This window comes from Pseudomonas asiatica (assembly GCF_040214835.1).
Taxonomy (GTDB): domain Bacteria; phylum Pseudomonadota; class Gammaproteobacteria; order Pseudomonadales; family Pseudomonadaceae; genus Aquipseudomonas; species Aquipseudomonas putida_Z.
Map to the genome: position 1 here is coordinate 5,040,735 of NZ_CP157874.1, position 25,910 is coordinate 5,066,644.

The 25,910-nt window shown below is 64.6% G+C and carries 21 protein-coding genes; 14 read left to right on the forward strand and 7 right to left on the reverse strand.

Annotated features, from left to right (window positions below; translation table 11 throughout):
* Positions 1-10 precede the first annotated feature (10 nt).
* The gene (gene mrcB, locus ABNP31_RS22500; protein WP_350012780.1) at positions 11-2,332 is read right to left on the reverse strand and encodes a penicillin-binding protein 1B; all 2,322 of its coding nucleotides are present in this window, start codon (positions 2,330-2,332) and stop codon (positions 11-13) included.
* 116 nt (positions 2,333-2,448) lie between these two features.
* Between mrcB and ABNP31_RS22505 the strand changes: the two genes are divergently transcribed.
* Positions 2,449-4,011, forward strand: coding sequence for an AAA family ATPase (locus ABNP31_RS22505; protein WP_085663624.1), 1,563 nt, complete (start codon positions 2,449-2,451; stop codon positions 4,009-4,011).
* A 240-nt stretch (positions 4,012-4,251) separates the two neighbouring features.
* Positions 4,252-4,530, forward strand: coding sequence for a TfoX/Sxy family protein (locus tag ABNP31_RS22510; RefSeq protein ID WP_013974260.1), 279 nt, complete (start codon positions 4,252-4,254; stop codon positions 4,528-4,530).
* 179 nt (positions 4,531-4,709) lie between these two features.
* Here the strand turns inward: ABNP31_RS22510 and ABNP31_RS22515 are convergent, their stop codons facing one another.
* The 4 genes from ABNP31_RS22515 to ABNP31_RS22530 all read right to left on the reverse strand — a co-directional run bounded on the left by ABNP31_RS22515 (position 4,710) and on the right by ABNP31_RS22530 (position 8,444).
* A complete protein-coding gene (locus ABNP31_RS22515) occupies positions 4,710-5,591 on the reverse strand; it encodes a ChaN family lipoprotein (RefSeq protein ID WP_238066945.1) in 882 nt (293 codons plus the stop codon).
* Positions 5,592-5,758: 167 nt separating this feature from the next.
* The gene (locus ABNP31_RS22520; RefSeq protein WP_350012781.1) at positions 5,759-6,526 is read right to left on the reverse strand and encodes a heme ABC transporter ATP-binding protein; all 768 of its coding nucleotides are present in this window, start codon (positions 6,524-6,526) and stop codon (positions 5,759-5,761) included.
* Complete coding sequence (locus tag ABNP31_RS22525; protein WP_350013430.1) at positions 6,526-7,509, reverse strand: FecCD family ABC transporter permease; 984 nt, start codon at positions 7,507-7,509, stop codon at positions 6,526-6,528. The genes ABNP31_RS22520 and ABNP31_RS22525 overlap by 1 nt, the downstream gene beginning before the upstream one ends.
* Before the next feature lie 50 nt (positions 7,510-7,559).
* Positions 7,560-8,444, reverse strand: a complete 885-nt coding sequence (locus tag ABNP31_RS22530) for a heme/hemin ABC transporter substrate-binding protein (RefSeq protein WP_350012782.1) — start codon at positions 8,442-8,444, stop codon at positions 7,560-7,562.
* 148 nt (positions 8,445-8,592) lie between these two features.
* Between ABNP31_RS22530 and ABNP31_RS22535 the strand changes: the two genes are divergently transcribed.
* Entirely contained in the window at positions 8,593-8,910 is a 318-nt protein-coding gene (locus ABNP31_RS22535; protein ID WP_025340682.1) for a Rieske (2Fe-2S) protein, read from the forward strand.
* On the opposite strand, the gene sfsA is transcribed toward ABNP31_RS22535, so the two are convergent.
* Positions 8,900-9,613: a DNA/RNA nuclease SfsA gene (gene sfsA, locus ABNP31_RS22540; RefSeq protein ID WP_085663619.1), complete on the reverse strand. Its 714-nt coding sequence runs from the start codon at positions 9,611-9,613 to the stop codon at positions 8,900-8,902. The two genes, ABNP31_RS22535 and sfsA, sit on opposite strands and share 11 nt — an antisense overlap.
* Positions 9,613-10,785, reverse strand: a complete 1,173-nt coding sequence (locus ABNP31_RS22545) for a pyridoxal phosphate-dependent aminotransferase (RefSeq protein ID WP_075046415.1) — start codon at positions 10,783-10,785, stop codon at positions 9,613-9,615. The genes sfsA and ABNP31_RS22545 overlap by 1 nt, the downstream gene beginning before the upstream one ends.
* A 210-nt stretch (positions 10,786-10,995) precedes the next feature.
* On the opposite strand from ABNP31_RS22545, the gene dksA reads away from it, so the two are divergent.
* From dksA to acs, 11 genes are all read left to right on the forward strand, one after another.
* Complete coding sequence (gene dksA, locus ABNP31_RS22550; RefSeq protein ID WP_025340685.1) at positions 10,996-11,439, forward strand: RNA polymerase-binding protein DksA; 444 nt, start codon at positions 10,996-10,998, stop codon at positions 11,437-11,439.
* A gap of 64 nt (positions 11,440-11,503) precedes the next feature.
* Positions 11,504-12,391, forward strand: a complete 888-nt coding sequence (gluQRS, locus tag ABNP31_RS22555; protein WP_238066947.1) for a tRNA glutamyl-Q(34) synthetase GluQRS — start codon at positions 11,504-11,506, stop codon at positions 12,389-12,391.
* 224 nt (positions 12,392-12,615) lie between these two features.
* Positions 12,616-12,792 (forward strand): hypothetical protein, encoded by a 177-nt coding sequence (locus ABNP31_RS22560; protein WP_003250005.1) that lies wholly within the window; start codon positions 12,616-12,618, stop codon positions 12,790-12,792.
* Entirely contained in the window at positions 12,776-15,751 is a 2,976-nt protein-coding gene (locus tag ABNP31_RS22565; protein ID WP_025340687.1) for a sensor histidine kinase, read from the forward strand. The genes ABNP31_RS22560 and ABNP31_RS22565 overlap by 17 nt, the downstream gene beginning before the upstream one ends.
* 4 nt (positions 15,752-15,755) lie before the next feature.
* Positions 15,756-17,198, forward strand: a complete 1,443-nt coding sequence (locus ABNP31_RS22570) for a sigma-54-dependent transcriptional regulator (RefSeq protein WP_013974271.1) — start codon at positions 15,756-15,758, stop codon at positions 17,196-17,198.
* 891 nt (positions 17,199-18,089) lie between these two features.
* Positions 18,090-19,478 (forward strand): polynucleotide adenylyltransferase PcnB, encoded by a 1,389-nt coding sequence (locus ABNP31_RS22575; RefSeq protein WP_015271847.1) that lies wholly within the window; start codon positions 18,090-18,092, stop codon positions 19,476-19,478.
* On the forward strand, positions 19,475-19,954 hold the full coding sequence (gene folK, locus ABNP31_RS22580) for a 2-amino-4-hydroxy-6-hydroxymethyldihydropteridine diphosphokinase (RefSeq protein ID WP_085663618.1): 480 nt from the start codon (positions 19,475-19,477) through the stop codon (positions 19,952-19,954). The genes ABNP31_RS22575 and folK overlap by 4 nt, the downstream gene beginning before the upstream one ends.
* Positions 19,955-20,216: 262 nt before the next feature.
* Entirely contained in the window at positions 20,217-21,017 is an 801-nt protein-coding gene (panB, locus tag ABNP31_RS22585; protein ID WP_025340690.1) for a 3-methyl-2-oxobutanoate hydroxymethyltransferase, read from the forward strand.
* Complete coding sequence (panC, locus tag ABNP31_RS22590; RefSeq protein WP_085663617.1) at positions 21,014-21,877, forward strand: pantoate--beta-alanine ligase; 864 nt, start codon at positions 21,014-21,016, stop codon at positions 21,875-21,877. The genes panB and panC overlap by 4 nt, the downstream gene beginning before the upstream one ends.
* 262 nt (positions 21,878-22,139) lie before the next feature.
* Positions 22,140-23,804, forward strand: coding sequence for a glucose-6-phosphate isomerase (gene pgi / locus ABNP31_RS22595; protein WP_025340692.1), 1,665 nt, complete (start codon positions 22,140-22,142; stop codon positions 23,802-23,804).
* A gap of 166 nt (positions 23,805-23,970) precedes the next feature.
* Complete coding sequence (acs, locus tag ABNP31_RS22600; RefSeq protein WP_085617912.1) at positions 23,971-25,905, forward strand: acetate--CoA ligase; 1,935 nt, start codon at positions 23,971-23,973, stop codon at positions 25,903-25,905.
* The last annotated feature ends 5 nt before the right edge of the window (positions 25,906-25,910 follow it).

Sequence of the window (25,910 nt, forward strand, 5' to 3'; positions counted from 1 at the left end):
CAGCCTGTGCTTAATTCATCCAGCCCTTGACCCAGTCCATGACCGATTCAACTGGATCCTGCTCGCCGCCACAGGTCGCGCCGGCGGGCGGTTCACTGCCGCGAATATACGGCATCTGCACCGCTCCCGGACAGCTGCCATCAGACCCATGGCCACTGTACGGGTCGATCCAGGCCTGCACCACGTTGTCCGGTTGCGGCATGTCCAGCGGCAGCGGGTCGGCCTTCTTCATGAAGCTGGTCCACACCTGCAGGGCACCTGTGGCACCGGTAAATGGCGTCTTGCCGTTATCGTCACGGCCCATCCATACCACGGCCAGCAGGTCCTGGCTGAAACCGGAGAACCAGCTGTCGCGCGAATCGTTACTGGTACCGGTCTTGCCCGCCAGGGTGAGATTGCGCGGCAAAGTGTTGTACACCGAGCGGCCGGTGCCTTCGCGCATCACCCGCTGCATGGCGTTCTGCACCAGGTAGATGGCCCCCGGGTCGAAGGTTTGCTGGATCTGGAACGGGTAGCGCTTGAGCGGCTCGCCCTCGGCGGTGAGCACGCTGCGGATACCGCGCATCGGGGTGTTGAAGCCGCCGTTGGCGATGGTCTGGTACATGGTCGCGACCTGCATCGGCGACATGCCGCCGGCACCCAGCAGCATGGCCGGGAAGGCTGGCCAGTCGACATTCACACCCAGCCTGCCAATGGTCTTGATCACGTTGGGCACGCCCACATCCAGGCCGATCTTGGCAGTCGACAGGTTGTAGGAGTTGGCCAGCCCCTGGTACAGGTAGATGGTGCCATGCGGGCGGCGGTCGTAGTTTTGCGGGCGCCAGACCTGGCCGTCGGCACCTTTGACCGAGAACGGCTCGTCCTGAACCAGGCTGGTCAGGGTGTACCTGGTCGGTTGCTCCAGCGCGGTCAGGTAAACCGCCGGCTTGACCAGCGAGCCGATCGGCCGCACGGCATCGATGGCGCGGTTGAAGCCGGCGAAACCGGCCTGACGGCTCCCGATCAGCGCCTGCACTTCACCGGTTTCCGGGTTGGTCACGACCATCGCTGACTCCACCTCGTCCGCCCCCTTGCGGCCTGCCAGGCGCTTGAAGGTCTCGCTCATCGAGGTTTCGGCCTTCATCTGCAGGATCGGGTCGAAGCTGGTGAAGATGCGCAGGCCTTCTTCGGTCAAGTCTTCATCGCGGTAGTCCTGGCGCAGCTGGCGCTTGACCAGGTCGAGGAATGCCGGGAACGAGCTGTCGGCCAGGCTGCCGCGCTTGGTCACGCCCAGCGGCATCTTCTTCGCTGCATCGACTTCGGCCTGGCTGGCCACGCCCTGCTCGGCCACCAGGTCGAGCACCAGGTTGCGGCGGGCCAGGGCGCGGTCCGGATAGCGACGCGGGTTGTAGTAGGACGGCCCCTTGACCATGCCCACCAGCAAGGCGATCTGGTGCAGTTTCAGCTCCGACAGCGGTTGGCTGAAGAAGAACTGGCTGGCGAGGCCGAAGCCGTGCACCGCACGCTGGCCATCCTGGCCGACGAACACCTCGTTGAGGTAGGCCTCGAGGATCTCGCGCTTGTCGTAGTGCAGCTCCAGCAGTACGGCCATCATCGCCTCGGTCAGCTTGCGGCTGAGGCTGCGCTCGCTGGTGAGGTAGAAATTCTTCACCAGCTGCTGGGTCAGGGTACTGCCACCCTGGCGCATGGAACCTGCCGAGGTGTTGACCCACATGGCCCGGGCGATGGACTTGGGCGACACCCCGAAGTGGCTGTAGAAATCGCGGTCTTCCGTCGCCACCAGGGTTTCGAGCAGGTACGGCGGTACCTGGTCGATCTTGATCAGGATGCGGTCTTCGAGGTTTTTCGGGTATATGCCACCGATCATCAGCGGCTCCAGGCGCACTACGTCGAGCGTCTTGCCGTTGGCGCCGGAAAGGCCCGCCACGTAATCGCCGGAGAAGCGCACACGCACGAACTGCGCCGGCTCCATGCCCTCGTAAAACTGGAAGCCGCGGGTATTGAGCTCGACGGTGTTGCCGTTGACTGCCGCCGCGCCCGGGCCGTTGGCCGCGCTTTCACGCCGGTAGCCGAGCGCGTCCAGCTCGGTGAGGAAGTCGTTCTTGCTCAGCTTCTGGCCGGAGAACAGCTCCAGCGGCCGGGCATACACCTTGGCCGGGATGGTCCAGCGCTTGCCGGAAAACTTTTCCTGGACGACAGCATCGAGGTAAACCGCGAAGCCGGCAACGATCACCAGGCCGACCAGGCTGAGCTTCAAAGCCCAGCCCAGCCAGGCGCAGGAGCGGCCGGTCGGGCGTTTCTGAGGGGTACGGGGATTTCGGGTTCGGGTCATGGCGGCGGATTATACGCACTTTATAAAGGCTGGGCAGACGCCCCCGGCGGTAGGCAGGGACGGCACCATTGACCATAATGGCGCATTCGAATTCCCTGCCCCCGGAAGGATTTCCCGTGAGCCAAGCCCTTATCACTGCGTTGCAGAACCCCGCCCTGTACCCTCACCCCGTGGATGGGTTCCAGCTCATCGAGACGCATATCTCCTGGGTCCTGCTCACTGGCGAGTATGCCTACAAGATCAAGAAGCCGATGAACTTCGGCTTCCTCGACTTCACCAGCCTGGACCAGCGCCAGCATTTCTGTAACGAAGAATTGCGTCTGAACCAGCGCCTGACCGACGGCCTGTACCTGGAAGTGTTGCCGATCACCGGTAGCGTCGACGCGCCGCAGATCGGTGGTGAAGGCGAAGCCATCGAGTACGTGCTGAAGATGCGCCAGTTCCCCCAGGGGCAGATGCTCAACACCCTGCAGGCCAATGGCGAACTGAACGCCGCGCACATCGACCAGATGGCCCGGCAGATCGCCGAGTTCCACCTGCAGGCCCCACGCGTTCCGGTGGAGCACCCGCTCGGCACGCCGGACAGCGTGATGGCGCCGGTGGAACAGAACTTCGAGCAGATTCGCCCGTTCCTCAGCGACAAGGCCGACCTGCAGCAACTCGACGCCCTGCAGGCCTGGGCACGCAGCAGCTTCGAGCGCCTGCATGGCCTGCTGGAAAAGCGCAAGGCCAATGGTTTCATCCGTGAATGCCACGGTGACATCCACCTGGGCAACGCCACCCTGATCGACGGCAAGGTGGTGATCTTCGACTGCATCGAGTTCAACGAACCGTTCCGTCTGACCGACGTGTATGCCGACACCGGCTTCCTGGCCATGGACCTGGAAGACCGCGGCCTGAAATGCCTGGCCCGCCGCTTCATCAGCCAGTACCTGGAACTGACCGGCGACTACGAAGGCCTGGAACTGCTCAACTTCTACAAAGCCTACCGCGCGCTGGTGCGGGCCAAGGTTGCACTGTTCAGCATGCCAGCCGATGCCGATGGCGTGCAGCGCGCCACCACCCTGCGCACCTACCGCAACTATGCCAACCTGGCAGAAAGCTACAGCGCCATCCCGTCGCGCCTGCTGGCCATTACCCACGGTGTTTCGGCAGTGGGCAAAAGCCACGTCGCCATGCGCATGGTCGAGGCCCTGGGTGCCGTCCGCGTGCGTTCGGATGTGGAGCGCAAACGCCTGTTCGGCGACCAGCAGCAGGCTGACGCTGGCCAGCTAAGTACCGGCATCTATGACCAGGACGCCAGTGTCGCGACCTACCAGCGCCTGCACGAGGTGGCGGCGACCGTGCTGCGAGCCGGCTTCCCGGTAGTGCTGGATGCCACCTACCTCAAGCGTGATCAGCGCCAGGCCGCGGCGGACATCGCCAGCCAGACCGGCGTGCCATTCCTGATCCTCGACTGCCATGCGCCGGATGCGGTCATCGCCAGCTGGCTGGAGCAGCGCCGGGCAGAAAACACCGACCCGTCAGATGCCACCCTGGAAGTGGTCAAGGCCCAGCAAGCCAGCCGTGAGCCGCTGAGTGCGCAAGAGCTGGTGCAGAGCACCCGCGTCGATACCCAGAGTGCCGGGAGCATGGACCAGGTGATCGAGCAGATTCGCCAGCGCTTGCCTGGGCTGTAAGGTCAGCGTTTTCCTGGGCCGGCCTATTCGCGGGTGAACCCGCTCCCACAGGTACTGCGTCAGTCGTGAGGCTTGCAGATAACCTTGTGGGAGCGGGTTTACCCGCGAAGAGGCCGGCACAGGACATCTCGTCGCCCCCTATGGCAAAAGGCCGCGCATTTCCCATCCCCCGCTACACTCCTCTCTGACCTGCTCGCGATTTATCCCCCAATCCCCGTTCAGCCATCGCAAGGAGGCTCGATGAACGATGAATTGCAGCATCTGAAGAACCTTGGCAAGACCTCTGCGCAGTGGCTGCATGCAGCCGGCATCCACAGTGCATCGGATCTGCGCCGCCTGGGCGCGGTGGGTGCGTACCAGGCCGTGAAGACACGAGGGTTCCGCGCATCGAAGGTGCTGTTGTATGCCATTGAAGGCGCCCTGCTGGACATGCACTGGAACGATCTGCCGCTGGAGCGCAAAGAAGCGCTCAACCAACAACTGGATGCGAAAAGCCCCGCGCAAAAAAATCAGAAATAATTTCAGGAAGGGGATTGACGACGAAATGAGAATCGTTATGATTATCACAACTGGTCGCGAGACTGGTTGGATAAGCTAAGAGCCCCTGGTTCGGACTCTCAGATTATCTCCTCATCAGGCTAATCACGGTTATTGACCCGGCAATTTGCCGGGTCTTTTTTTGCCTCTTTGCAGCCCTGTCACCGCAGTTGCGCGCAATAGTCCTGCTCCGGCATCGCTGCCGTGTACCACACAAAATCAGCCTCGCCTGCCTCGACCTGCTCACCGACCTCTGCCAACCGCAGTACCTTGCTCTCCCCCTGCGCTTGCAGGTCAGCCAGGTGCAACGGCACACCCAGGTCCTTGCGCACGTGATAAGCCCCGGCCAGCAGCAGTGCCGGCTGCGGCGCCGCCAGCAAGCGCTCGGCCATGCGCCGGTCGCGCTGCTGCTGCACGGCCAGCATCGCCGGCAACTGGCTTTCTGGCAGCATCCCGCAATGCCCGGCACGCACATGCTCCAGCAAGGCGGCCTTGACCATCGGCGCATTGGAGCGTTCGCCCGGTAACGAAGCTGGCTGTCGATAGGCCTGGCGCATCTCGCCGGGCGAGAGGTTGGCGGCCAGCACAGGCATCCGCTGCTGCAAAGCCTCAGTCACGATTGGCCCGTACAGCTGCCAATCCCAGCCGTCCTGCCATGCCAGGGCCTTGGACAGGTCTGCCGGCAAAGGTTGCCCCGCAAGCTTGTCCAGCAGCGGTTGCTGCTCGGGCTGCAGCATTTCCAGCAGCAGGCTGCCCTGCACACGTTGGCCTTGCAGGGCGCGCAGCAGCCACAGCTGCAGTGCGTGATGGTCGGGGTTGTCGTGCTTCTCGCCGACCAGCACCCGGGGGGCGGCAGACAGGCGCTGCACCAGTTGCTCAGGGCTGATCAGCTGGCCATTGGCAAGATCGACGATATGCCCCAGCTCGGCATGGCTGCGCCCCTCACTGCTCTGCCAGGCGGGCAGCGGTGGCAGGCTGGCCTGGCAGCCACCCAGTACCAGCACCAGGCACAGCGAGAAAGCGGACAGCAGCGGATGTCGCATGGGCAGTACCTCCATTCATGGCCTGCACGAGCCCTTGTAGGAGCGGCCTTGTGTCGCGAAAGGGCCGCAAAGCGGCCCCAGATTTTCAGCAGTGATGCACAAATTGCCGGGGCTGCCCTGCAGCCCTTTCGCGACACAAGGCCGCCCCTACAAAGATCGCGCCGGCGTTAGCGGGTGATGATCAGCGGATGCCCACGCTCCGGGTGCGCCTGTACCAGTACATCGATCCCATATACCGCCCTCAACGCCGCCGGCGTCAGCACTGCTTCAGGTGTGGCAAAGGCATGGCAGCGCCCCTGCTCCAGCAGCAGGATACGGTCACAGTAGCGCGCCGCCAGGTTCAGGTCATGCAGGATCACCAGCACCGCGGCGCCACGGTCGGCAAAGCGGCGCACGGCTTCCAGGGTGGTGTGCTGGTGCAACGGGTCGAGCATCGAGGTTGGCTCGTCGAGCAGCAGCGTGCTACCCGCTTCGCCCGGCCACAGCTGCGCCAGTACACGAGCCAGGTGCACCCGTTGCCGCTCGCCGCCAGACAACGCCAGGTAACTGCGCTCCACCAGGTGCCAGGCATCCGCCGCCCGCAAGGCCGCTTCGACGATTTCCGCATCGCGCCGCTGCCCGGTGCCATGGGGCATGCGCCCCATGCCCACCACTTCCTCGACCCGGAACGAGAACCCCAGGCTAGACACCTGCGGCAACACCGCCAGGCGCCTGGCCCGTTCCTGCCCGGCCCAGTTGGCCAGCGGCCTGCCCTGTAGCGTCACCCATCCGCGATCAGGCGCCAGCTCACCACACAGTACACCCAGCAGGCTGCTCTTGCCGGCACCGTTGGGGCCGAGCACGCCCACCACCTGCCCCGGGCTCAGCTGCAAATGAATGTCATGCAGCACTTCGTTGCTGCCCCGCCGCAAGAACAGGCCCTCGGCTTGCAACATCAGCTGCGCCCTCGTATCAGCAGGAACAGGAAAAACGGTGCACCGATAAAGGCCGTGACGATGCCGATCGGCAGCTCGGCAGGCGCCAGCAGCAGCCGCGCCGCCAAATCGGCGAACAGCATCAGCACACCGCCCGCCAACAAGGAAGCTGGCAGCACCACACGGTGATCAGGCCCGGCCAGCAAGCGCACCAGGTGCGGTACCACCAGGCCGATGAAACCGATCAACCCGGCAGCCGCCACCGCCGCACCCACGCCCAGCGCCGTGCAGAACACCAGCTCGCGCTTGAGCCGCTCCACATCGATGCCCAGGTGGCGCGCCTCCGACTCACCCAGCAGCATGGCATTCAACGCCTTGGCCCGGCGTGGCAGCCACACTGCCACGCCCGCAGCCACCAGCAGCAACGGCCACAGCCGCTGGTAACTGGCACCATTGAGGCTGCCCAGGTTCCAGAACGTCAGCGTGCGCAGCGTGGCGTCGTCGGCCAGGTAGGAGAACAACCCCACGGCAGCACCACCCAGCGCGGTCATGGCCACACCGGCCAGCAGCATCGTGGCGACGTTGGTCTGGCCATCGCGCCGCCCCAGGCGATAGACCAGCGCAGTCACGCCCAGCCCGCCGATGAAAGCACACAGCGACAACAGGTAAGGGGCAAGCACATCCGGCATGCCGCCCAGCCAACTGCCGCCAACGATGGCCACCGCTGCGCCCACCGCCGCCCCGGCGGCAACCCCTACCAGCCCAGGGTCGGCCAGCGGGTTACGGAACAGCCCCTGCATCGCCACACCGGACAACGCCAGCACCGCGCCCACCGCCAACCCCAGCAAGGTGCGCGGCAGGCGGATCTGGCCGAGGATCATCTCGGCCTGCTGCAGGCCGTCGGCGGCAACGGGCAGCCCCAGCAGGCGCAGGCCGACACGCAGGGTATCGAATAGCGGCAGGCTGACCGGCCCCAGGGCCAAAGACAACCACACCGCCAACAGGCACAACAGGCTCAGGCAAACGAACAGCGTGCGTGGCTGGACCCGCTGTTTCATTGGGCGAGGCCGGCCTTGGCAGCCGGATAGAAGGTGGCCGCAAGCAACTGCAGTGTTGCCGGCAGGCGTGGCCCGAGCCCGCCGACCAACAGCGTCGGGTCAAGCGATACCAGGCGTTTCTCGCGCACGGCGCGCGAGGCCGCCAGCGCGGGGTTTTCTTTCAGCAACGCCTGCAAGGCCTGCTCATCGGCCAGCGCCCGGTCGGAAAACACGATCACATCCGGGTCCAGCGCCGCCAGTGCTTCGCTGGAGAAATTCTTGTAGCCCTGATGTTCTGCCAGGTTGCGCCCGCCTGCCTGGCTCAGCAGCCAGTCACCGGCAGTACCCTGCCCGGCGATCAGCGGCTTGGCCCCGGCATGCCCGACCAGCAGCAACACCCCTGGCGCCTTCTGCTCCGCCCGGGCCTGCCTGACCTTGGCCTGCAAGGCATCGAGCTGCTGGTGGTAGCCCGACGCCAAGACCGCGGCCTGCTGTTCTGCGCCCAGCAACTGCCCCAGGTGCTTGAGGTTTTCATCCACCGCCGCCAGTTCGGCCTTGCTGGAGAACAGTTCGACCCGCACGCCAGCCTTGCGGATTTGCGCCAGTACCGGTGGCGGCCCCATTTCCTCGGTGCCCACCAGCACATCCGGGCGCAGGCTGAGAATGCCTTCCGCAGACAGCTGCCGCTGGTAGCCGACACTGGGCAGTGACTTCAGCGATGGCGGATGCTGGCTGGTGGTGTCCACCCCCACCAACCGCGCTTCACCACCCAGCGCGCTGATCCATTCGCTCAGTGCACCACCAGCGCTGACCCAACGCTGCGGCAGCTCGGCCGCCGGGGCCTGGGTGGAGAGCACAAGGCTCGCGCACAGGGCGAGCAAGGCGACGGGACGGCGCATCATCGGGTTCCTTCTGCAGGCGGGCCGCGCGCCTTGTGGCGGGCGACGGAACTGCGCACCATAAGCAGCCGGGCGCAGCGAATGCGGGCAATTTGATAATTATTCGCATTGACGCGTCAAGCCACCACTTGTTTCACGAGTCGTCCTTGCCATGCACTTCCTTTGTACCTCCCACGGCCTGGCCGAAGGCCAAAGCCGCGCCTTCAGCGTAGACGGCATCGAACTGTTCGGCGTACGCCGCCAGGGCCAGGTGTACCTCTACCGCAATCGTTGCCCGCACCGCAGCATCCCGCTGAACTGGGCGGAAGATGCGTTTCTCGATGACAGCGCCAGCCTGATTCACTGCGCCCATCATGGCGCGCTGTTCCTGATCGAAAGCGGCGAATGCGTGGCCGGGCCGTGCGAGGGCGAGCAACTGCAGGCCCTGGGCTGCCACGAGGACAGCCAGGGCATCTGGTTCAAGGGGTAAGCAGCACCGGCAGGCGGCGGTCGATGACGATGCCTTCGGCGTCCAGGCGCGTGCCGTAGGCCAGCACCTCCACCCCGTCCGCCACCGCCGCGCGCAGGGCCTGGGCATAGGCCGCATCGATTTCCTCGGCCGGGCGCACCGCGTCGATACCGGTCAGGTTCACGCAATACAGCTGCACCGCCCGCACGCCCTGCCTGGACAGCTTCGCCAGCTCGCGCAAGTGTTTGGCACCGCGCTGGGTCACCGCATCAGGGAAGGCCGCGACCGTGCTGTCTGGGTAGCCCAGGGTCACGCTCTTGACCTCGACATAGGCCGGGGCACCGTCGAATTCCAGACGAAAGTCGATGCGGCTGCCTTCCTCGCCGTAGGCCACTTCACGCCTTAGAGCGCTGAAGCCGGCCAGTTCGGCGATGATGCCCGCACGCAGGGCCTCTTCGACCAGCGTATTGGCCCGCCCGGTATTCACACAGGCCAGCCGACCCTGCGGGGTTTCGCTGATTTCCCAGGTGCCCGGGAGCTTGCGCTTGGGGTCGTTGGAGCGGCTGAACCACACCTGCCCGCCTTCTCGCATGCAGTTGAGCATGGAACCGGTGTTCGGGCAGTGGATGGTCAGCTGTTCGCCGCCGGGCAGTTCGATATCCGCCAGAAAGCGTTTGTAGCGGCGCAGCAGGCGTCCCTGTTCGAGTGGGGGATGGAATTGCATCAGCCTTGCCAGCTCCGCAGACCGCGGGCGATCCGTTGTACCGCCTCTTCCAGGCGCGGCAGGCTTTGGGTGTAGGCAAAGCGCACATGGTGGCCGGCCAGGTGACGGCCGAAGTCCAGGCCCGGGGTAAAGGCCAGGTGCTCGGTCTCCAGGAAGTGCCGGCAGAAGGCGAACGCGTCACCGCCAAAGGCACTGATGTCGGCATACAGGTAGAACGCCCCCTGCGGCTCGACGGCAATGCGGAAGCCCAGTTCGCGCAGGGCAGGCAACAGGTAGTCGCGGCGGCGGGCGAACTCGGCCCGGCGCTCCTCGAAAATGGCCAGGGTCTCGGGCTGGAAACACGCCAGCGCGGCGTGCTGGGCCATGCTGGGCGCACTGATGTACAGGTTTTGTGCCAGCTTCTCCAGGTCGGCCACCGCGCCAGGAGGCGCCACCAGCCAGCCGAGGCGCCAACCGGTCATGCCGAAATACTTGGAAAAACTATTCAGGACGAATGCCGAGTCGTCCACTTCCAGCACGCTGGGTGCGTCCATGCCATAGGTCAGCCCGTGGTAGATCTCGTCCACCACCAGGTGGCCATGCCGTTCGCGGGTGGCGCGGGACAGGCCGGCCAGCTCGTCACGCCCCAGCACGGTGCCGGTCGGGTTGGCCGGCGAGGCGACCAGGGCTCCGACCGTGTCCTTGTCCCAGTAGCGGTCGACAAGGTCGGCAGTCAGCTGGTAATTCACGTCCGGGCCCACCGGCACCAGCTGCGCCCCGCCCTCGACCAGGCGCAGGAAGTGGCGGTTGCACGGGTAGCCTGGGTCGGCCAGCAGCCAGTGCTTGCCTGGGTCTACCAGCAAGCTGCTGGCCAGCAGCAGCGCACCGGAGCCACCCGGGGTGATGAGGATGCGTTCAGGGTCGACACTCAGGCCGTAACGCTGGCCATAGAACCCGGCAATGGCTTCGCGCAGTGCCGGCAGGCCGCGTGCGGCGGTGTAGCGGGTGTGCCCGGCGGCCAATGCTGCCTGGCCGGCGGCAACGATGGGCGCGGCCGTGGTGAAGTCCGGCTCGCCGATTTCCAGGTGGATCACGTCGTGTCCGGCCGCCTGCAGCTCGTTGGCCCGGGCCAGCAGCGCCATGACGTGGAAGGGTTCGATGGCGCGGCTGCGCGCACTGTAGGGGTGGGCCATGACCTTCTCTCAATTGGGTCTAAACTGGAGATTCTACCTCTGCACGCCACCGAACGTGCGGCTCGCGCCGCTGTCAATTACCAGGATCGGGCGGGGTAGCGCACCCCCGATCTATCTGGTAAGTTCGGCGGCTCGCAGTCGCAGGGCCGGCGGGTGCCGGAGATGGAGCAGCCTGCGCATTGGATCAGATGAGTGAGAGGCGGTCTATTCATGTCCACCGTAGAAAAGCAAAAAGCCCAGACCATGTACGGTGTCGAGCCCTACGTAGAAACCAAGGGTGAAGAGTACATGGGCGAGCCCATGAAAAAGCACTTCACCAAGCTTCTCGGCGCCTGGAAGCAAGAGCTGATGAACAGTGTCGACCGCACTGTGGACCACATGAAGGACGAGGCAGCCAACTTCCCCGACCCGGCCGACCGTGCCAGCCAGGAAGAAGAATTCGCCCTGGAGCTGCGCAACCGCGATCGCGAGCGCAAGCTGATCAAGAAAATCGACAAGACCCTCGACAAGATCAAGGCCGACGAGTACGGCTGGTGCGAATCGTGCGGCATCGAGATCGGCCTGCGTCGCCTGGAGGCCCGCCCTACCGCCGACCTGTGCTTCGACTGCAAGGAAATCGCCGAGAAAAAGGAAAAGACGGTCGGCAAAGGCTGATCTTTCTTTCCACCTGAACGGGGCGCATCATGCGCCCCGTTTCATTTATATGCCCAGCCTGACCATGACCGAATCAAGCTACATCGGGCGTTTCGCCCCCACCCCCAGCGGCTTCCTGCACTTCGGCTCGCTGGTCGCAGCCCTCGCCTCCTGGCTCGATGCCCGCGCCGTGAACGGCCGCTGGCTGCTGCGCATGGAAGACACCGACCCGCCTCGGGAAATGCCCGGTGCTCGCGATGCGATCCTGCAGACCCTGGAGCGCTACGGCCTGGAGTGGGACGGCGAAGTGGTGTTCCAGAGCCAGCGGCACGATGCCTATGCCGCGGTGGTCGACCGCCTGTTCAACATGGGCCTGGCCTACGCCTGCACCTGCTCGCGCAAGCAGCTTGAGGGTTACAACGGCATCTACCCGGGCCTTTGCCGCAACGCCGGGCATGCTCGGGAAGGCGCGGCGATCCGCCTGCGCGTGCCAGAGCTGATCTACCGCTTTACCGACCGCGTGCAGGGCGAGTTCCAGCAGCACCTGGGGCGTGAAGTGGGCGATTTCGTCATCCAGCGCCGCGACGGGCTGTATGCCTACCAGCTGGCGGTGGTACTGGACGATGCCTGGCAAGGTGTTACCGACATCGTGCGTGGGGCCGACCTGCTCGACAACACCCCGCGCCAGCTGTACCTGCAAGAGTTGCTGGGCTTTTCGCAGCCGCGTTACCTGCATATTCCGCTGATCGTGCAGCCGGACGGGCACAAGCTGGGCAAGTCGTACCGCTCGCCGCCGCTGCAGGCGGACCAGGCGACACCGCTGTTGCTGCGGGCGTTGCGGGCGCTGGGGCAGGAAGCAGACCCGGAGTTGTTGCTGGCAACGCCGGCGGAGGTATTGGCGGTAGCTCGCAGGCAGTGGCGGCCCGAGGCGATTGCGCAGCGGACCACGGTGCCAGAGGCTGATTTGCGCTGAGGCAGGCCCGGCCCTTTCGCGGGTAAACCCGCTCTGAGGAAAGCGCATTACCTGTGGGAGCGGGTTCACCCGCGAAGAGGCCGGCACAGGCAACCCACCCCTCAAAAACAAAAGCCCAATAAATTCAACCTCTTGGCGAACACCATGGATTCCCGCTAGCATCCGCCCAGCCATTTGCGCCAATAATAAGTCCAAGCCCGCAGCGCCCAACCATCGAGGCCAGCATGTACATCTATCGTTTGGTCCTGCTTCTGGTCGTGGGGATCTACCTGTTCTCCCCGGCCATCATGGACTGGTGGATCGAACCGACCGGAGCCTGGTATCGCCCTTACCTGCTCTGGCTGATCCTGATCGTCGTCACCTTCATCCTGCAGAGCCAACGAGATGCCGATGAGCTTTAGCCTGACCCAGATGATCCTGATCAGCGCCGCGTACCTCATGGTGCTGTTCGGCGTGGCCTGGATCAGCGAGCGGGGGTTGATCCCGCGCTCGATCATTCGCCACCCGCTGACCTACACCCTGTCGCTGGGCGTATACGCCAGTGCCTGGGCCTTCTATGGCTCGGTGGGCCTGGCCTACCAGTACGGCTACGGCTTCCTTGCCTGTTACCTGGGGGTGTCCGGTGCGTTCCTGCTGGCGCCGGTGCTGCTTTACCCGATCCTCAAGATCACCCGTACCTACCAGCTTTCCTCGCTGGCCGACCTGCTGGCGTTCCGTTTCCGCAGCACCTGGGCCGGGGCGCTGACCACCATCATCATGCTGATCGGCGTGCTGCCCTTGCTGGCCCTGCAGATCCAGGCGGTGGCCGACTCGATCAGCATCCTCACCGGTGAACCGGTCAAGGCACGGGTGGCCTTCGCCTTCTGTGCGCTGATCATCCTGTTCACCATCTTCTTCGGCTCGCGGCACATCGCCACACGCGAAAAGCACGAAGGGCTGGTGTTCGCCATCGCCTTCGAGTCGGTGATCAAGCTGCTGGCCCTGGGCGGTATCGGCCTGTACGCCCTGTATGGCGTGTTCGGCGGCCCGCACGAACTGGAAGTGTGGCTGCTGCAGAACCAGACCGCCCTGGCGGCTCTGCATACGCCGCTGCAGGAAGGCCCATGGCGCACCCTGCTGCTGGTGTTCTTCGCGTCGGCCATCGTCATGCCGCACATGTACCACATGGCCTTCACCGAAAACCTCAACCCGCGCTCGCTGGTCAGTGCCAGCTGGGGCCTGCCGCTGTTCCTGCTGCTGATGAGCCTGGCCGTGCCGCTGGTGCTGTGGGCCGGCCTGCGCCTGGGCGCCACCACCAACCCCGAGTACTTCACCCTGGGCCTGGGGCTTGCCGCCAACAATCAGGCACTGGCGCTGCTGGCCTACGTCGGCGGTTTGTCGGCCGCCAGCGGGTTGATCATCGTCACCACCCTGGCGCTGTCGGGCATGGCCCTCAACCACCTGGTGCTGCCGTTGTACCAGCCGCCGGCCGAAGGCAACATCTACCGCTGGCTGAAGTGGACCCGCCGCGCGCTGATCGTCGCCATCATCACCGCCGGGTTCATGTTCTACCTGACCCAGAACAACCACCAGAGCCTGGCCAACCTGGGCATCGTCGCCTTCGTGGCCACGTTACAGTTCCTGCCGGGCGTGCTGTCGGTACTGTACTGGCCGACTGCCAACCGCCGTGGCTTCATCGCCGGCCTGCTGGCCGGCACCCTGGTGTGGATGGTGACCATGCTGCTGCCACTGCTGGGCAACCTGCAGGGCTTCTACATCCCGCTGCTGGACATGATCTACGTGCTGGACGACACCAGCTGGCACATGGCGGCCATCGCCTCGCTGGCGGCCAACGTGCTGTTGTTCACCCTGATCTCACTGTTCACCAACGCCAGCAACGAAGAGGTCAGCGCCGCCGAAGCCTGCGCGGTGGACAATGTGCGCCGCCCGCAACGCCGCGAACTGCACGCCGCCTCGCCACAGGAGTTCGCCACCCAACTGGCCAAGCCGCTGGGCGCCAAGGCCGCACAGAAGGAGGTGGAGCAGGCCCTGCGCGACCTTTACCTGCCATTCGACGAGCGCCGCCCCTATGCCTTGCGCCGCCTGCGCGACCGTATCGAGGCCAACCTGTCCGGCCTGATGGGGCCGAGCGTGGCCCAGGACATGGTCGAGACCTTCCTGCCGTACAAGTCCGGTAACGAAAACTACGTGACCGAGGACATCCACTTCATCGAAAGCCGCCTGGAAGACTACCACTCGCGCCTGACCGGCCTGGCCGCCGAGCTCGACGCCCTGCGCCGCTACCACCGCCAGACCCTGCAGGAACTGCCCATGGGCGTCTGCTCGCTGGCCAAGGACCAGGAAATCCTGATGTGGAACAAGGCCATGGAAGAGCTCACCGGCATCGCTGCCAAGCACGTGGTCGGCTCGCGCCTGGTCACCATCAGCGAACCCTGGCGCGGCCTGCTGCAAGGCTTCATCAACGTGCCCGACGAGCACCTGCACAAGCAGCGCCTGGCGCTGGACGGCCAGCCGCGCTGGCTGAACCTGCACAAGGCGGCCATCGACGAGCCGCTGGCCCCGGGCAACAGCGGCCTGGTGCTGCTGGTAGAGGACCTTACCGAAACCCAGGCGCTGGAAGACAAGCTGGTGCACTCCGAACGCCTGGCCAGCATCGGCCGCCTGGCCGCCGGCGTGGCACACGAGATCGGCAACCCGATCACCGGCATCGCCTGCCTGGCGCAGAACCTGCGCGAGGAGCGTGAGGGCGATGGCGAAATCATCGAGCTGTCCAGCCAGATTCTCGAACAGACCAAGCGGGTATCGCGCATCGTCCAGTCGCTGATGAGCTTCGCCCATGCCGGCGGCAGCCACCAGAACAGCGAAGAGCCGGTATGCCTGGCCGAAGTGGCGCAGGACGCCATCGGTCTGCTGGCGTTGAACCGGCGCAATTTCGAAGTACAGTTCTTCAACCTCTGCGACCCGGAGCACTGGGCCGAAGGGGACCCGCAGCGCCTGGCCCAGGTTCTGATCAACCTGCTCTCCAACGCCCGCGACGCTTCGCCGCCCGGCAGCGCCGTGCGCGTGCGCAGCGAAGTCAGCGAGCACACCGTCGACCTGATCGTCGAGGATGAGGGCAGCGGGATCCCGAAGAACATCATGGACCGCCTGTTCGAACCCTTCTTCACCACCAAGGACCCGGGCGAAGGAACCGGACTGGGGCTCGCTCTGGTCTATTCCATCGTGGAAGAGCATTATGGGCAAATCACCATCGACAGCCCGGCCGATATCGAACGGCAACGTGGCACCCGGATCCGCGTGACCCTGCCCCGGCATGTCGTAGCGACGTCCCCTGAAATTCGAGACCGTCGAGAGAATTGAATCAATGCCGCACATTCTGATCGTCGAAGACGAAACCATCATCCGCTCGGCCTTGCGTCGCCTGCTCGAACGGAACCAGTACCAGGTCAGCGAAGCCGGCTCGGTGCAGGAAGCCCAGGAACGCTTCAGCATTGCCACCTTCGACCTGATCGTCAGCGACCTGCGCCTGCCTGGCGCGCCCGGCACCGAGCTGATCAAGCTCGGCCAGGGCACCCCGGTGCTGATCATGACCAGCTACGCCAGCCTGCGCTCGGCGGTAGACTCGATGAAAATGGGCGCGGTGGACTACATCGCCAAGCCCTTCGACCACGACGAGATGCTGCAAGCGGTGGCGCGTATCCTGCGCGACCGGCAGAACGCCCCAGCTGCCGCACCGGCGGCCGAGCCACGCGCCACCAATGGCAAGGCCGCCCCGGCCGACAAAGGCAGCGCGGCAGCCGCCAATGGCGAAATCGGCATCATCGGCTCGTGCCCGCCAATGCAGGACATGTACAGCAAGATCCGCAAGGTCGCGCCCACCGACTCCAACGTGCTGATCCAGGGCGAGTCGGGCACCGGTAAAGAGCTGGTCGCACGCGCCCTGCACAACCTGTCGCGTCGGGCCAAGGCACCAATGATTTCGGTGAACTGCGCAGCCATCCCCGAGACACTGATCGAGTCCGAGCTGTTCGGCCACGAGAAAGGCGCGTTCACCGGCGCCAGCGCCGGGCGCGCTGGCCTGGTGGAAGCTGCCGATGGCGGTACCCTGTTCCTCGACGAAATCGGCGAACTGCCGCTGGAAGCCCAGGCGCGCCTGCTGCGCGTGCTGCAGGAAGGCGAGATTCGCCGGGTGGGTTCGGTACAGTCGCAAAAGGTCGATGTACGCCTGATCGCCGCGACCCACCGCGACCTGAAGAACCTGGCCAAGGCCGGCCAGTTCCGTGAAGACCTGTATTACCGCCTGCACGTGATCGCCCTGAAACTGCCTGCCCTGCGCGAGCGCGGCAGCGACGTCAACGAGATCGCCAGCGCCTTCCTCGCCCGCCAGAGCGCGCGCATCGGCCGCGACGACCTGCACTTCTCGGCCGAAGCCGAGCAGGCCATTCGTCACTACAGCTGGCCGGGTAACGTGCGAGAGCTGGAAAACGCCGTTGAGCGCGCGGTGATCCTCAGCGAGAGCGCAGAAATTTCCGCCGACCTGCTGGGCATCGACATCGAGCTGGGCGACCTGGAGGAGGACGAAATCCTCGACAACGCCCTGGTCGTGGCCAGTTCGGCGAATGCCAGCCATGAGCCGACCGAGGACCTGTCGCTGGAAGACTACTTCCAGCACTTCGTGCTCGAGCACCAGGACCACATGACCGAGACCGAACTGGCCCGCAAGCTCGGGGTCAGCCGCAAGTGCCTGTGGGAACGCCGCCAGCGCCTGGGTATCCCTCGGCGCAAGAGCAACGCTACCAGCGAGTAACCGCGCTGCCTGGGCGGGAGGTTCCTCCTGCCCTGATCCCTCTCTATCTGCCGTTCCGGCCTCTTCGCGGGTGAACCCGCTCCCACAGAAATCTCACTGCCCTCAAGGGTGGTGCAATCCTTGTAGAAGCCGGCTTACCGAGATTTAGCGAAACCTGCGCAGCCCCTGTGGGAGCGGGTTCACCCGCGAAAGGGCCAGCAAAGCCAGCGCACACACCCCAGGTAACACATCAGCCCCCGCAAAAATCTGTTACCCAAGCTTTCCGCCGTAACAGTTCCCGAGGCGTACGGTAACGAAATTTCGACATTTTCGACCGCTGAAAAACTGCTCACCACCTCCAACCCATTGATTTTACTGGGTTTGCGAAAGTTGGCACGGCACCTGCTATATGTCTGGTACAAGAACAATAACAAGCACTGCAACTCAGAATAAGAACAAGACGAAACGGCTCACGCACAATAAAAACAAGACGGCGGAGGCGCAGCTAACTGATTCTTTTGGAGAGGATGCGTGTTTGGGGCTTGCCCCACAACCAGGCAGAGAACAATAAAAACTGCACTAAAAAGCAGCGCCTGAACTGGTTGGATCGACAGATCAACGTGACATCAGCGACCAAAGCAATCCGTTTGCTCTTAACCCCTGGATTGGGGGTCGTCCACAAGCTTCGAGATTTGTGGACAGGGCACTCAACAAAAACAAGAAGCCCAGCAAAAAAACAATAAGAGCACGCAACGACTTCTTGGGGAGCTTAGGCTCCCCTTGTCGTTTCTACCCTTCCGGCAGGCATCCTGCTACCGCCTACACCATTCCTTGAGTAAATGCTAGAATCCCCGCCCATCATGCGGCCATTCTCCTATTCTTGGCCGAACATTCCTTCAAACAGTGCATCCCATGCTGAAGAAGCTGTTCCAGTCGTTCCGCCCGCCCGTACCGGGCCCGCACCACAGGCGCACCACGCCTGAGGTGATCAACAAGAGCCAGCACTCGCTGCAACGCCACCAGTTCAGCCGCCATGCGGTGAACATCGTGGAACGCCTGCAGAGCGCCGGTTACCAGGCTTACCTGGTCGGTGGCTGTGTCCGCGACCTGATGCTGGGCATCACGCCGAAAGACTTCGACGTCGCCACCAGCGCCACCCCCGAACAGGTCCGTGCCGAGTTCCGCAACGCGCGCATCATTGGCCGCCGCTTCAAGCTGGTCCACGTGCATTTCGGCCGTGAGATCATCGAAGTCGCCACCTTCCGCGCCCACCACTCGGAAGACGACCAGGGCGACAGCCACCGTTCGTCGCACAATGCCAGTGGCCGCATCCTGCGTGACAACGTGTATGGCACCCTGGAAGAGGACGCGCAACGTCGCGACTTCACCATCAACGCCCTGTACTACGACCCGGTCAGCGAGCGCATCCTCGACTACGCCAACGGCGTGCACGATATTCGCAACCGCCTGCTGCGCCTGATCGGTGACCCTACCCACCGCTACCAGGAAGACCCGGTGCGCATGCTGCGCGCGGTGCGTTTCGCCGCCAAGCTCGACTTCGGCATCGAAAAGCACACGGTCCAGCCGATCCGCGAGCTGGCCCCACTGCTGCGCGAGATTCCGCCAGCACGCCTGTTTGAAGAGAGCCTCAAGCTGTTCCTCTCCGGCCAAGGCGCCATCGTCTTCGAGATGCTGGTCGACCTGCAGTTGTTCGAGCCGCTGTTCCCGGCCAGTTCGCATGCCCTGGACGAGCGCCCGACCTACACCCACACGCTGATCAGCCAGGCGCTGAACAACACCGACCTGCGCGTGAAGCAAGGCAAACCGGTAACCCCGGCCTTCCTCTTCGCCGCGCTGCTGTGGCCAGCCCTGCCGGCCCGCGTGCTGCACCTGCAGAACCAGGGCGTGCCGCCGATCCCGGCCATGAACGGTGCGGCCCACGACCTGATCGCCGAGCAATGCGCACGCATCGCCATCCCCAAGCGCTTCACCCTGCCGATCCGCGAGATCTGGGACATGCAGGAGCGCCTGCCACGCCGCAGCGGCAAGCGCGCCGACATGCTGCTGGACAACCCGCGCTTCCGCGCCGGCTACGACTTCCTGCTGCTGCGTGAAAGCGCCGGGGAAGAAACCGACGACCTCGGCCAGTGGTGGACCGACTACCAGGATGCCAACGACAGCGAGCGCCGCGAGATGATCCGCGAGCTGGGCAGCCGTGACGAAGGCACAGGCGCCGGCCCGCGCAAACGCAAGCGTAGCGGTGGCAAGCGCAAGCGCAGTGGCGACGAGGCCTTCGAGTGAGTACCCGCGCCTATATCGGCCTGGGCAGCAACCTGGATGCACCTGCCGAGCAGTTGCGCAGCGCCTTGCAGGCCCTCGACCAGGTCGAAGCCACACGCCTGGTGGCGGCCTCGGCCCTGTACACCAGCGATTCGCTGCTGCCCGGCCAGCCGCGCTACACCAACGCCGTCGCCGCCCTGGACACCGCCCTGTCACCGCTGGCCCTGCTCGATGCACTGCAGGCCATCGAGAACGATCAGGGCCGCGTGCGCAAGGAACGCTGGGGCCCGCGCACACTGGACCTGGACATCCTGCTGTTCGGCGACCAGGTGCTCGATGAGCCGCGCCTGAAAGTGCCGCATTACCACATGCATGCCCGGCCTTTCGTGCTGTACCCGCTGGCGGAACTGGTACCGAGCGATTTCCGCCTGGCCGACGGCCGCGCCCTCGCGCAACTGCTCGACGACTGCCCGCTCGTCGGCCTGGAACGCCTGTAAACCGGGCGTTCCAGCCTTGCACACTGGCGCGGTAACGCCAGTAACACCCTGATCGTAACAATGCGGTAACAGGGTGATTGACTTCCCCAACCTCGCTCACGACTATAGGCGTCCCGTGTGGCACCAAAGTGCCGCATACCCGTATTTAGGCCCGGACGGACCTGTGCCCGAACATCACGCGCGATGATGTGCCGCTCCGGAAGATGACTACACGCGTTGAATGCAGTCGTTTCTTACAGCGCCTGAACGAGGAATTTCCTACATGCCTGAAGTAACCCTGACCACCCTCAATGGCCTCAAGGCCAAGGGTGAAAAAATCACCATGCTGACCTGCTACGACGCGACCTTCGCCAAGGCCGCCAGCCAGGCCGGTGTCGAAGTGTTGCTGGTGGGCGACTCGCTGGGCATGGTCCTGCAAGGCCACGACAGCACACTGCCGGTGACCACCGCGGACATGGCCTACCATACCGCCAGCGTCAAACGTGGCAACGACGGCGCGCTGATCCTCGCCGACCTGCCGTTCATGGCGCACGCCACCCCGGAGCAGGCCTTCGCCAACAGCGCCACGCTGATGCAGGCCGGCGCCCACATGATCAAGATCGAAGGTGCTGCCTGGCTGGCCGAGACCATCCGCCTGCTGGCCGAGCGTGGCGTGCCGGTGTGCGCGCACATGGGCCTGACCCCGCAGACTGTCAACGTGCTGGGCGGCTACAAGGTGCAGGGCCGCCAGGAAGCCCAGGCCCGGCAGATGCGCGCCGACGCCATTGCTCTGGAACAGGCCGGTGCAGCCATGCTGCTGCTCGAATGCGTGCCCAGCGAACTGGCGGCGGAAATCACCAGTGCCGTATCCATCCCGGTGATCGGCATTGGCGCCGGCAGCGGCACCGATGGCCAGGTACTGGTCCTGCACGACATGCTCGGCCTGTCGCTGAGCGGCCGGGTACCGAAGTTCGTGAAGAACTTCATGCAAGGCCAGCCGGATATCCACAGCGCCCTCGTCGCTTACGTCGAGGCGGTCAAGCAAGTCAGCTTCCCAGGCAGCGAACACGGGTTCAGTGCATGAATACAGTCAAGACCGTCCGCGAACTGCGCGCCGCAGTCGCCCGCGCCCGCGGTGAAGGCAAGCGCATCGGCTTCGTGCCGACCATGGGCAACCTGCACAGCGGCCATGCCGCCCTGGTGACCAAGGCTGCGCAGCGCGCCGATTTCGTGGTCGCCAGCATCTTCGTCAACCCGCTGCAGTTCGGCGCCAACGAAGACCTCGACAAGTACCCGCGCACCCTGGCCGCCGACCAGGAGCGCCTGCTCCAGGCTGGCTGCAATCTGCTGTTCGCGCCCAGTGTCGAAGAGATGTACCCCGACGGCATGAGCGTGCAAACCCGCGTCAGCGTGCCCCACCTTTCCGAAGGCCTGTGCGGCGCCAGCCGGCCCGGGCATTTCGAAGGCGTGGCCACCGTGGTCAGCAAGCTGTTCAACATGGTCCAGCCCGACCTTGCCGTGTTCGGTGAAAAGGACTTCCAGCAGCTGGCGGTGATCCGCGCCATGGTGCGCGACCTGAACATGCCGATCCAGATCATCGGCGAGCCCACCGTGCGGGCCGAGGACGGCCTGGCGCTGTCGTCGCGCAACGGTTACCTCACGCCTGAGCAGCGTGCTGCGGCGCCAGCGTTGTACCGCACGCTGCAGCACATCGCTGCCGGCATCGGCCGTGGCCAACGGGACTTTGCCGCGCTGGTTGCCGAAGGCAAGGCGCAGTTGACCGCCGCTGGTTTCCGGCCGGATTACCTGGAAGTGCGTCATGCCGTGAGCCTGCGCCCCGCAGTGATCGATGATCGAGACCTGGTGGTAATCGCGGCGGCTTACCTGGGTAACACACGGTTGATCGACAACCTGTACCTGCATCTGGAAGAGAAGACCGCGTAACGGCCTGGGGCTGCCTTGCAGCCCATTCGCCGGCAAGCCAGCTCCCACCTCGACCGCATCGGCCTCGAGCCATGCGCTATCCCTGTGGGAGCTGGCTTGCCGGCGATGAGGCCAGTACAGGCAATACAAGACAGTTGCCTCCCCCAAATTCCCCGCCATACCCATTCCCTGCAAGTGGCCTTTGCCTATAATGGTGCCAGCCTGAACCCGGCAATGAGTGCCGTGTCCAAGGTCTCACCACGCACCAAGGGAACCCCGCGCAATGGCGTATTACCGTACACCCCACGATGTCACGGCCCTGCCCGCCTGGCAGGCGCTCCAGCAACACCGCGACGCCATGCAAGGTTTCAGCATGCGCGAAGCCTTCGCCGCCGATGCCAAGCGCTTCGACCAGTTCTCCCTGAGCTCCTGCGGCCTGTTCCTCGACTACTCGAAAAACCTGATCACCGAACAAAGCCGCGACCTGCTGGTGAACCTGGCCAACGAAGTGGGCCTGCAGGACGCCATCAAGTCGATGTTCAGTGGCGAAATCATCAACGCCTCCGAAGGGCGCCCGGTGCTGCACACCGCCCTGCGCCGGCCGGTGGGCGACAAGCTCAGCGTCAACGGCGTGAACGTCATGCCGGAAGTGCACAAGGTGCTCAACCAGATCACCGAACTGGTCGGCCGCATCCACGACGGCCTGTGGCGCGGCTACAGCGAAAAACCGATCACCGACGTGGTCAACATCGGCATCGGTGGCTCGTTCCTCGGCCCCGAGCTGGTCTCCGAGGCGCTGCTGCCCTACGCCCAGCGCGGCGTGCGCTGCCACTACCTGGCGAACATCGACGGCAGTGAGTTCCACGAGCTGTCGGCCAACCTGCGCGCCGAAACCACCCTGTTCATCGTCTCATCGAAGTCGTTCAACACCCTCGAGACCTTGAAGAACGCCATGGCCGCGCGTACCTGGTACCTGGCCCAGGGCGGCTCGGAAGCCGAGCTGTACCGCCACTTCATCGCCGTTTCCAGCAACAAGGCCGCCGCCGTGGCCTTCGGCATCCGCGAAGAAAACATCTTCCCGATGTGGGACTGGGTGGGCGGGCGCTACTCGCTGTGGTCGGCCATCGGCCTGCCGATCGCCCTGGCCATCGGTACCGCCAACTTCAAGGAACTGCTGTCCGGTGCCTACACCATGGACCAGCACTTCCAGACCGCGCCGTTCGAAAAGAACATGCCGGTACTGCTGGCCCTGCTGGGCGTGTGGTACGGCAACTTCTGGGGCGCCCAGAGCCACGCGATCCTGCCGTACGACCACTACCTGCGCAACATCACCAAGCACCTGCAACAGCTGGACATGGAGTCCAACGGCAAGAGCGTGCTGCAGGACGGCACCCCGGTGAAAACCGACACCGGCCCGGTGATCTGGGGCGGCGTCGGCTGCAACGGCCAGCATGCCTACCACCAGTTGCTGCACCAGGGCACCCAGCTGATTCCGGCCGACTTCATCGTGCCAGTGGTGAGCTTCAACCCGGTGGCCGACCATCACCAGTGGCTGTACGCCAACTGCCTGTCGCAGAGCCAGGCGCTGATGCTGGGCAAGACCCGCGAGGAAGCCGAAGCCGAGCTGCGTGGTAAAGGCCTGAACGAAGCGGACATCGAAAAGCTGGCCCCGCACAAGGTCATCCCGGGCAACCGCCCGAGCAATACCCTGGTGGTGGAGCGCATCAGCCCACGCCGCCTGGGCGCGCTGGTGGCGATGTACGAGCACAAGGTCTTCGTACAGAGCGTGATCTGGGGCATCAACGCCTTCGACCAGTGGGGCGTGGAGCTGGGCAAGGAACTGGGCAAGGGCGTTTACCAACGCCTTGTCGGCAGCCTGGAAGACAGCGCTGAAGATGGCTCTACCCAAGGCCTGATCAACTACTTCCGCGGCCGTCACCGCGGTTGATCCCAAAGCCGTCACACGGTCGCTCCGTGTAGGAGCGGCCTTGTGTCGCGATGGGCCGCTCCTACAGGGACCGAGTCTACCCTCAAGGAACATCACCTCTGGCTACACTGTCCTATCGAATAGCCGTTGCAGTCCATCGCCCCTTACAAGAGCAGGACCACCCGCCATGTTCGATATCCGCAACTACCCCCAGGCCCTGGCCGTCAGCCAGTCCGCCGCCCTCACCCCCGACGAGTACCGCCGCCTCTACCGCCAGTCGGTGGATGACCCCGACACCTTCTGGGCCGAACAGGCCAAGCGCCTGGACTGGATAAAACCCTGGTCGAGCGTGCAGCAATGCGACCTGAAGACCGGCAGCGCCCGCTGGTTCGACGGCGCCCAGCTCAACGTCAGCTACAACTGCATCGACCGCCACCTGGCCCGACGCGGCGAACAGACCGCCCTGCTGTGGGAAGGCGATGACCCCAAGGATTCCAAGGCCATTACCTACCGCGAACTGCACCGCCAGGTCTGCCGCCTGGCCAATGCGCTGAAAGCACGCGGGGTGAAGAAAGGCGACCGGGTGTGCATCTACATGCCGATGATCCCCGAGGCCGCCTTCGCCATGCTTGCCTGCACCCGCATCGGTGCCATCCACTCGGTGGTGTTCGGCGGCTTCTCGCCCGATGCCCTGCGCGACCGTATCCTCGATGCCGACTGCCGTACGGTGATCACCGCCGATGAAGGCGTGCGCGGCGGTAAACGCATCCCGCTGAAACAGAACGTCGACAAGGCCCTGGCCAGCTGCCCCGCGGTCAGCAGCGTATTCGTGGTGCGCCGCACCGGCGGCGATGTCGCCTGGGCCGAAGGCCGTGACCTCTGGTACCACGAGGCAACGGAAAAGGCCGGCGACGACTGCGCTCCCGAGCCGATGGAGGCCGAGGACCCGCTGTTCATCCTCTACACCTCCGGCAGCACCGGCAAACCCAAAGGCGTGCTGCACACTACCGGCGGCTACCTGCTGCAGGCCACCCTCACCTTCAAGGTGGTGTTCGACTACCGAGACGGCGAGGTGTTCTGGTGCACCGCCGATGTCGGCTGGGTCACCGGCCACAGCTACATCGTCTATGGTCCACTGGCCAATGGCGCGATCTCGCTGATGTTCGAAGGCGTGCCCAACTACCCGGACACCTCGCGCTTCTGGCAAGTGGTGGACAAGCACCAGGTGAACATCTTCTACACCGCCCCGACTGCCCTGCGCGCGCTGATGCGCGAAGGCTCCGCGCCGCTGCAAAACACTTCACGCCAGAGCCTGCGCCTGCTGGGCAGCGTCGGCGAGCCGATCAACCCCGAAGCCTGGGAGTGGTATTTCGAGGAAGTCGGGCAAAAGCGCTGCCCCATCGTCGATACCTGGTGGCAGACCGAAACCGGCGGCATCATGCTCACCCCGTTGCCCGGCTCGCAGTCGCTCAAGCCCGGCTGTGCCACCCAGCCCATGTTCGGCGTACAACCAGTGCTGCTGGACGAAAAGGGCAAGCTCATCGAAGGCCCCGGTGCCGGCCTGCTGGTGATCAAGGCCAGCTGGCCCGGGCAGATCCGTAGCGTCTATGGCGACCATCAGCGCATGGTCGACACCTACTTCAAGCCGATGCCCGGCTATTACTTCACCGGCGACGGTGCCCGCCGCGATGCCGATGGTGACTACTGGATCACCGGGCGTATCGATGACGTGATCAACGTTTCCGGCCACCGTATCGGTACCGCCGAAGTGGAAAGCGCGCTGGTGCTGCATGACAGCGTCGCCGAAGCGGCGGTGGTCGGTTACCCCCACGACCTCAAGGGCCAGGGCGTTTATGCCTTCGTCACGCCCATGAATGGCGTAACGCCGGACGACGCGCTCAAGGCCGAGTTGCTGGCCCTGGTCAGCAAGGAAATCGGCAGTTTCGCCAAACCCGAGCTGATCCAGTGGGCCCCGGCGCTGCCCAAGACCCGCTCAGGCAAGATCATGCGGCGTATACTGCGCAAGATCGCCTGCAACGAACTCGACAACCTGGGCGATACCTCGACCCTGGCCGACCCAAGCGTGGTGCAGGGCCTGATCGACAAACGCCTCAACCAGTAACCGGC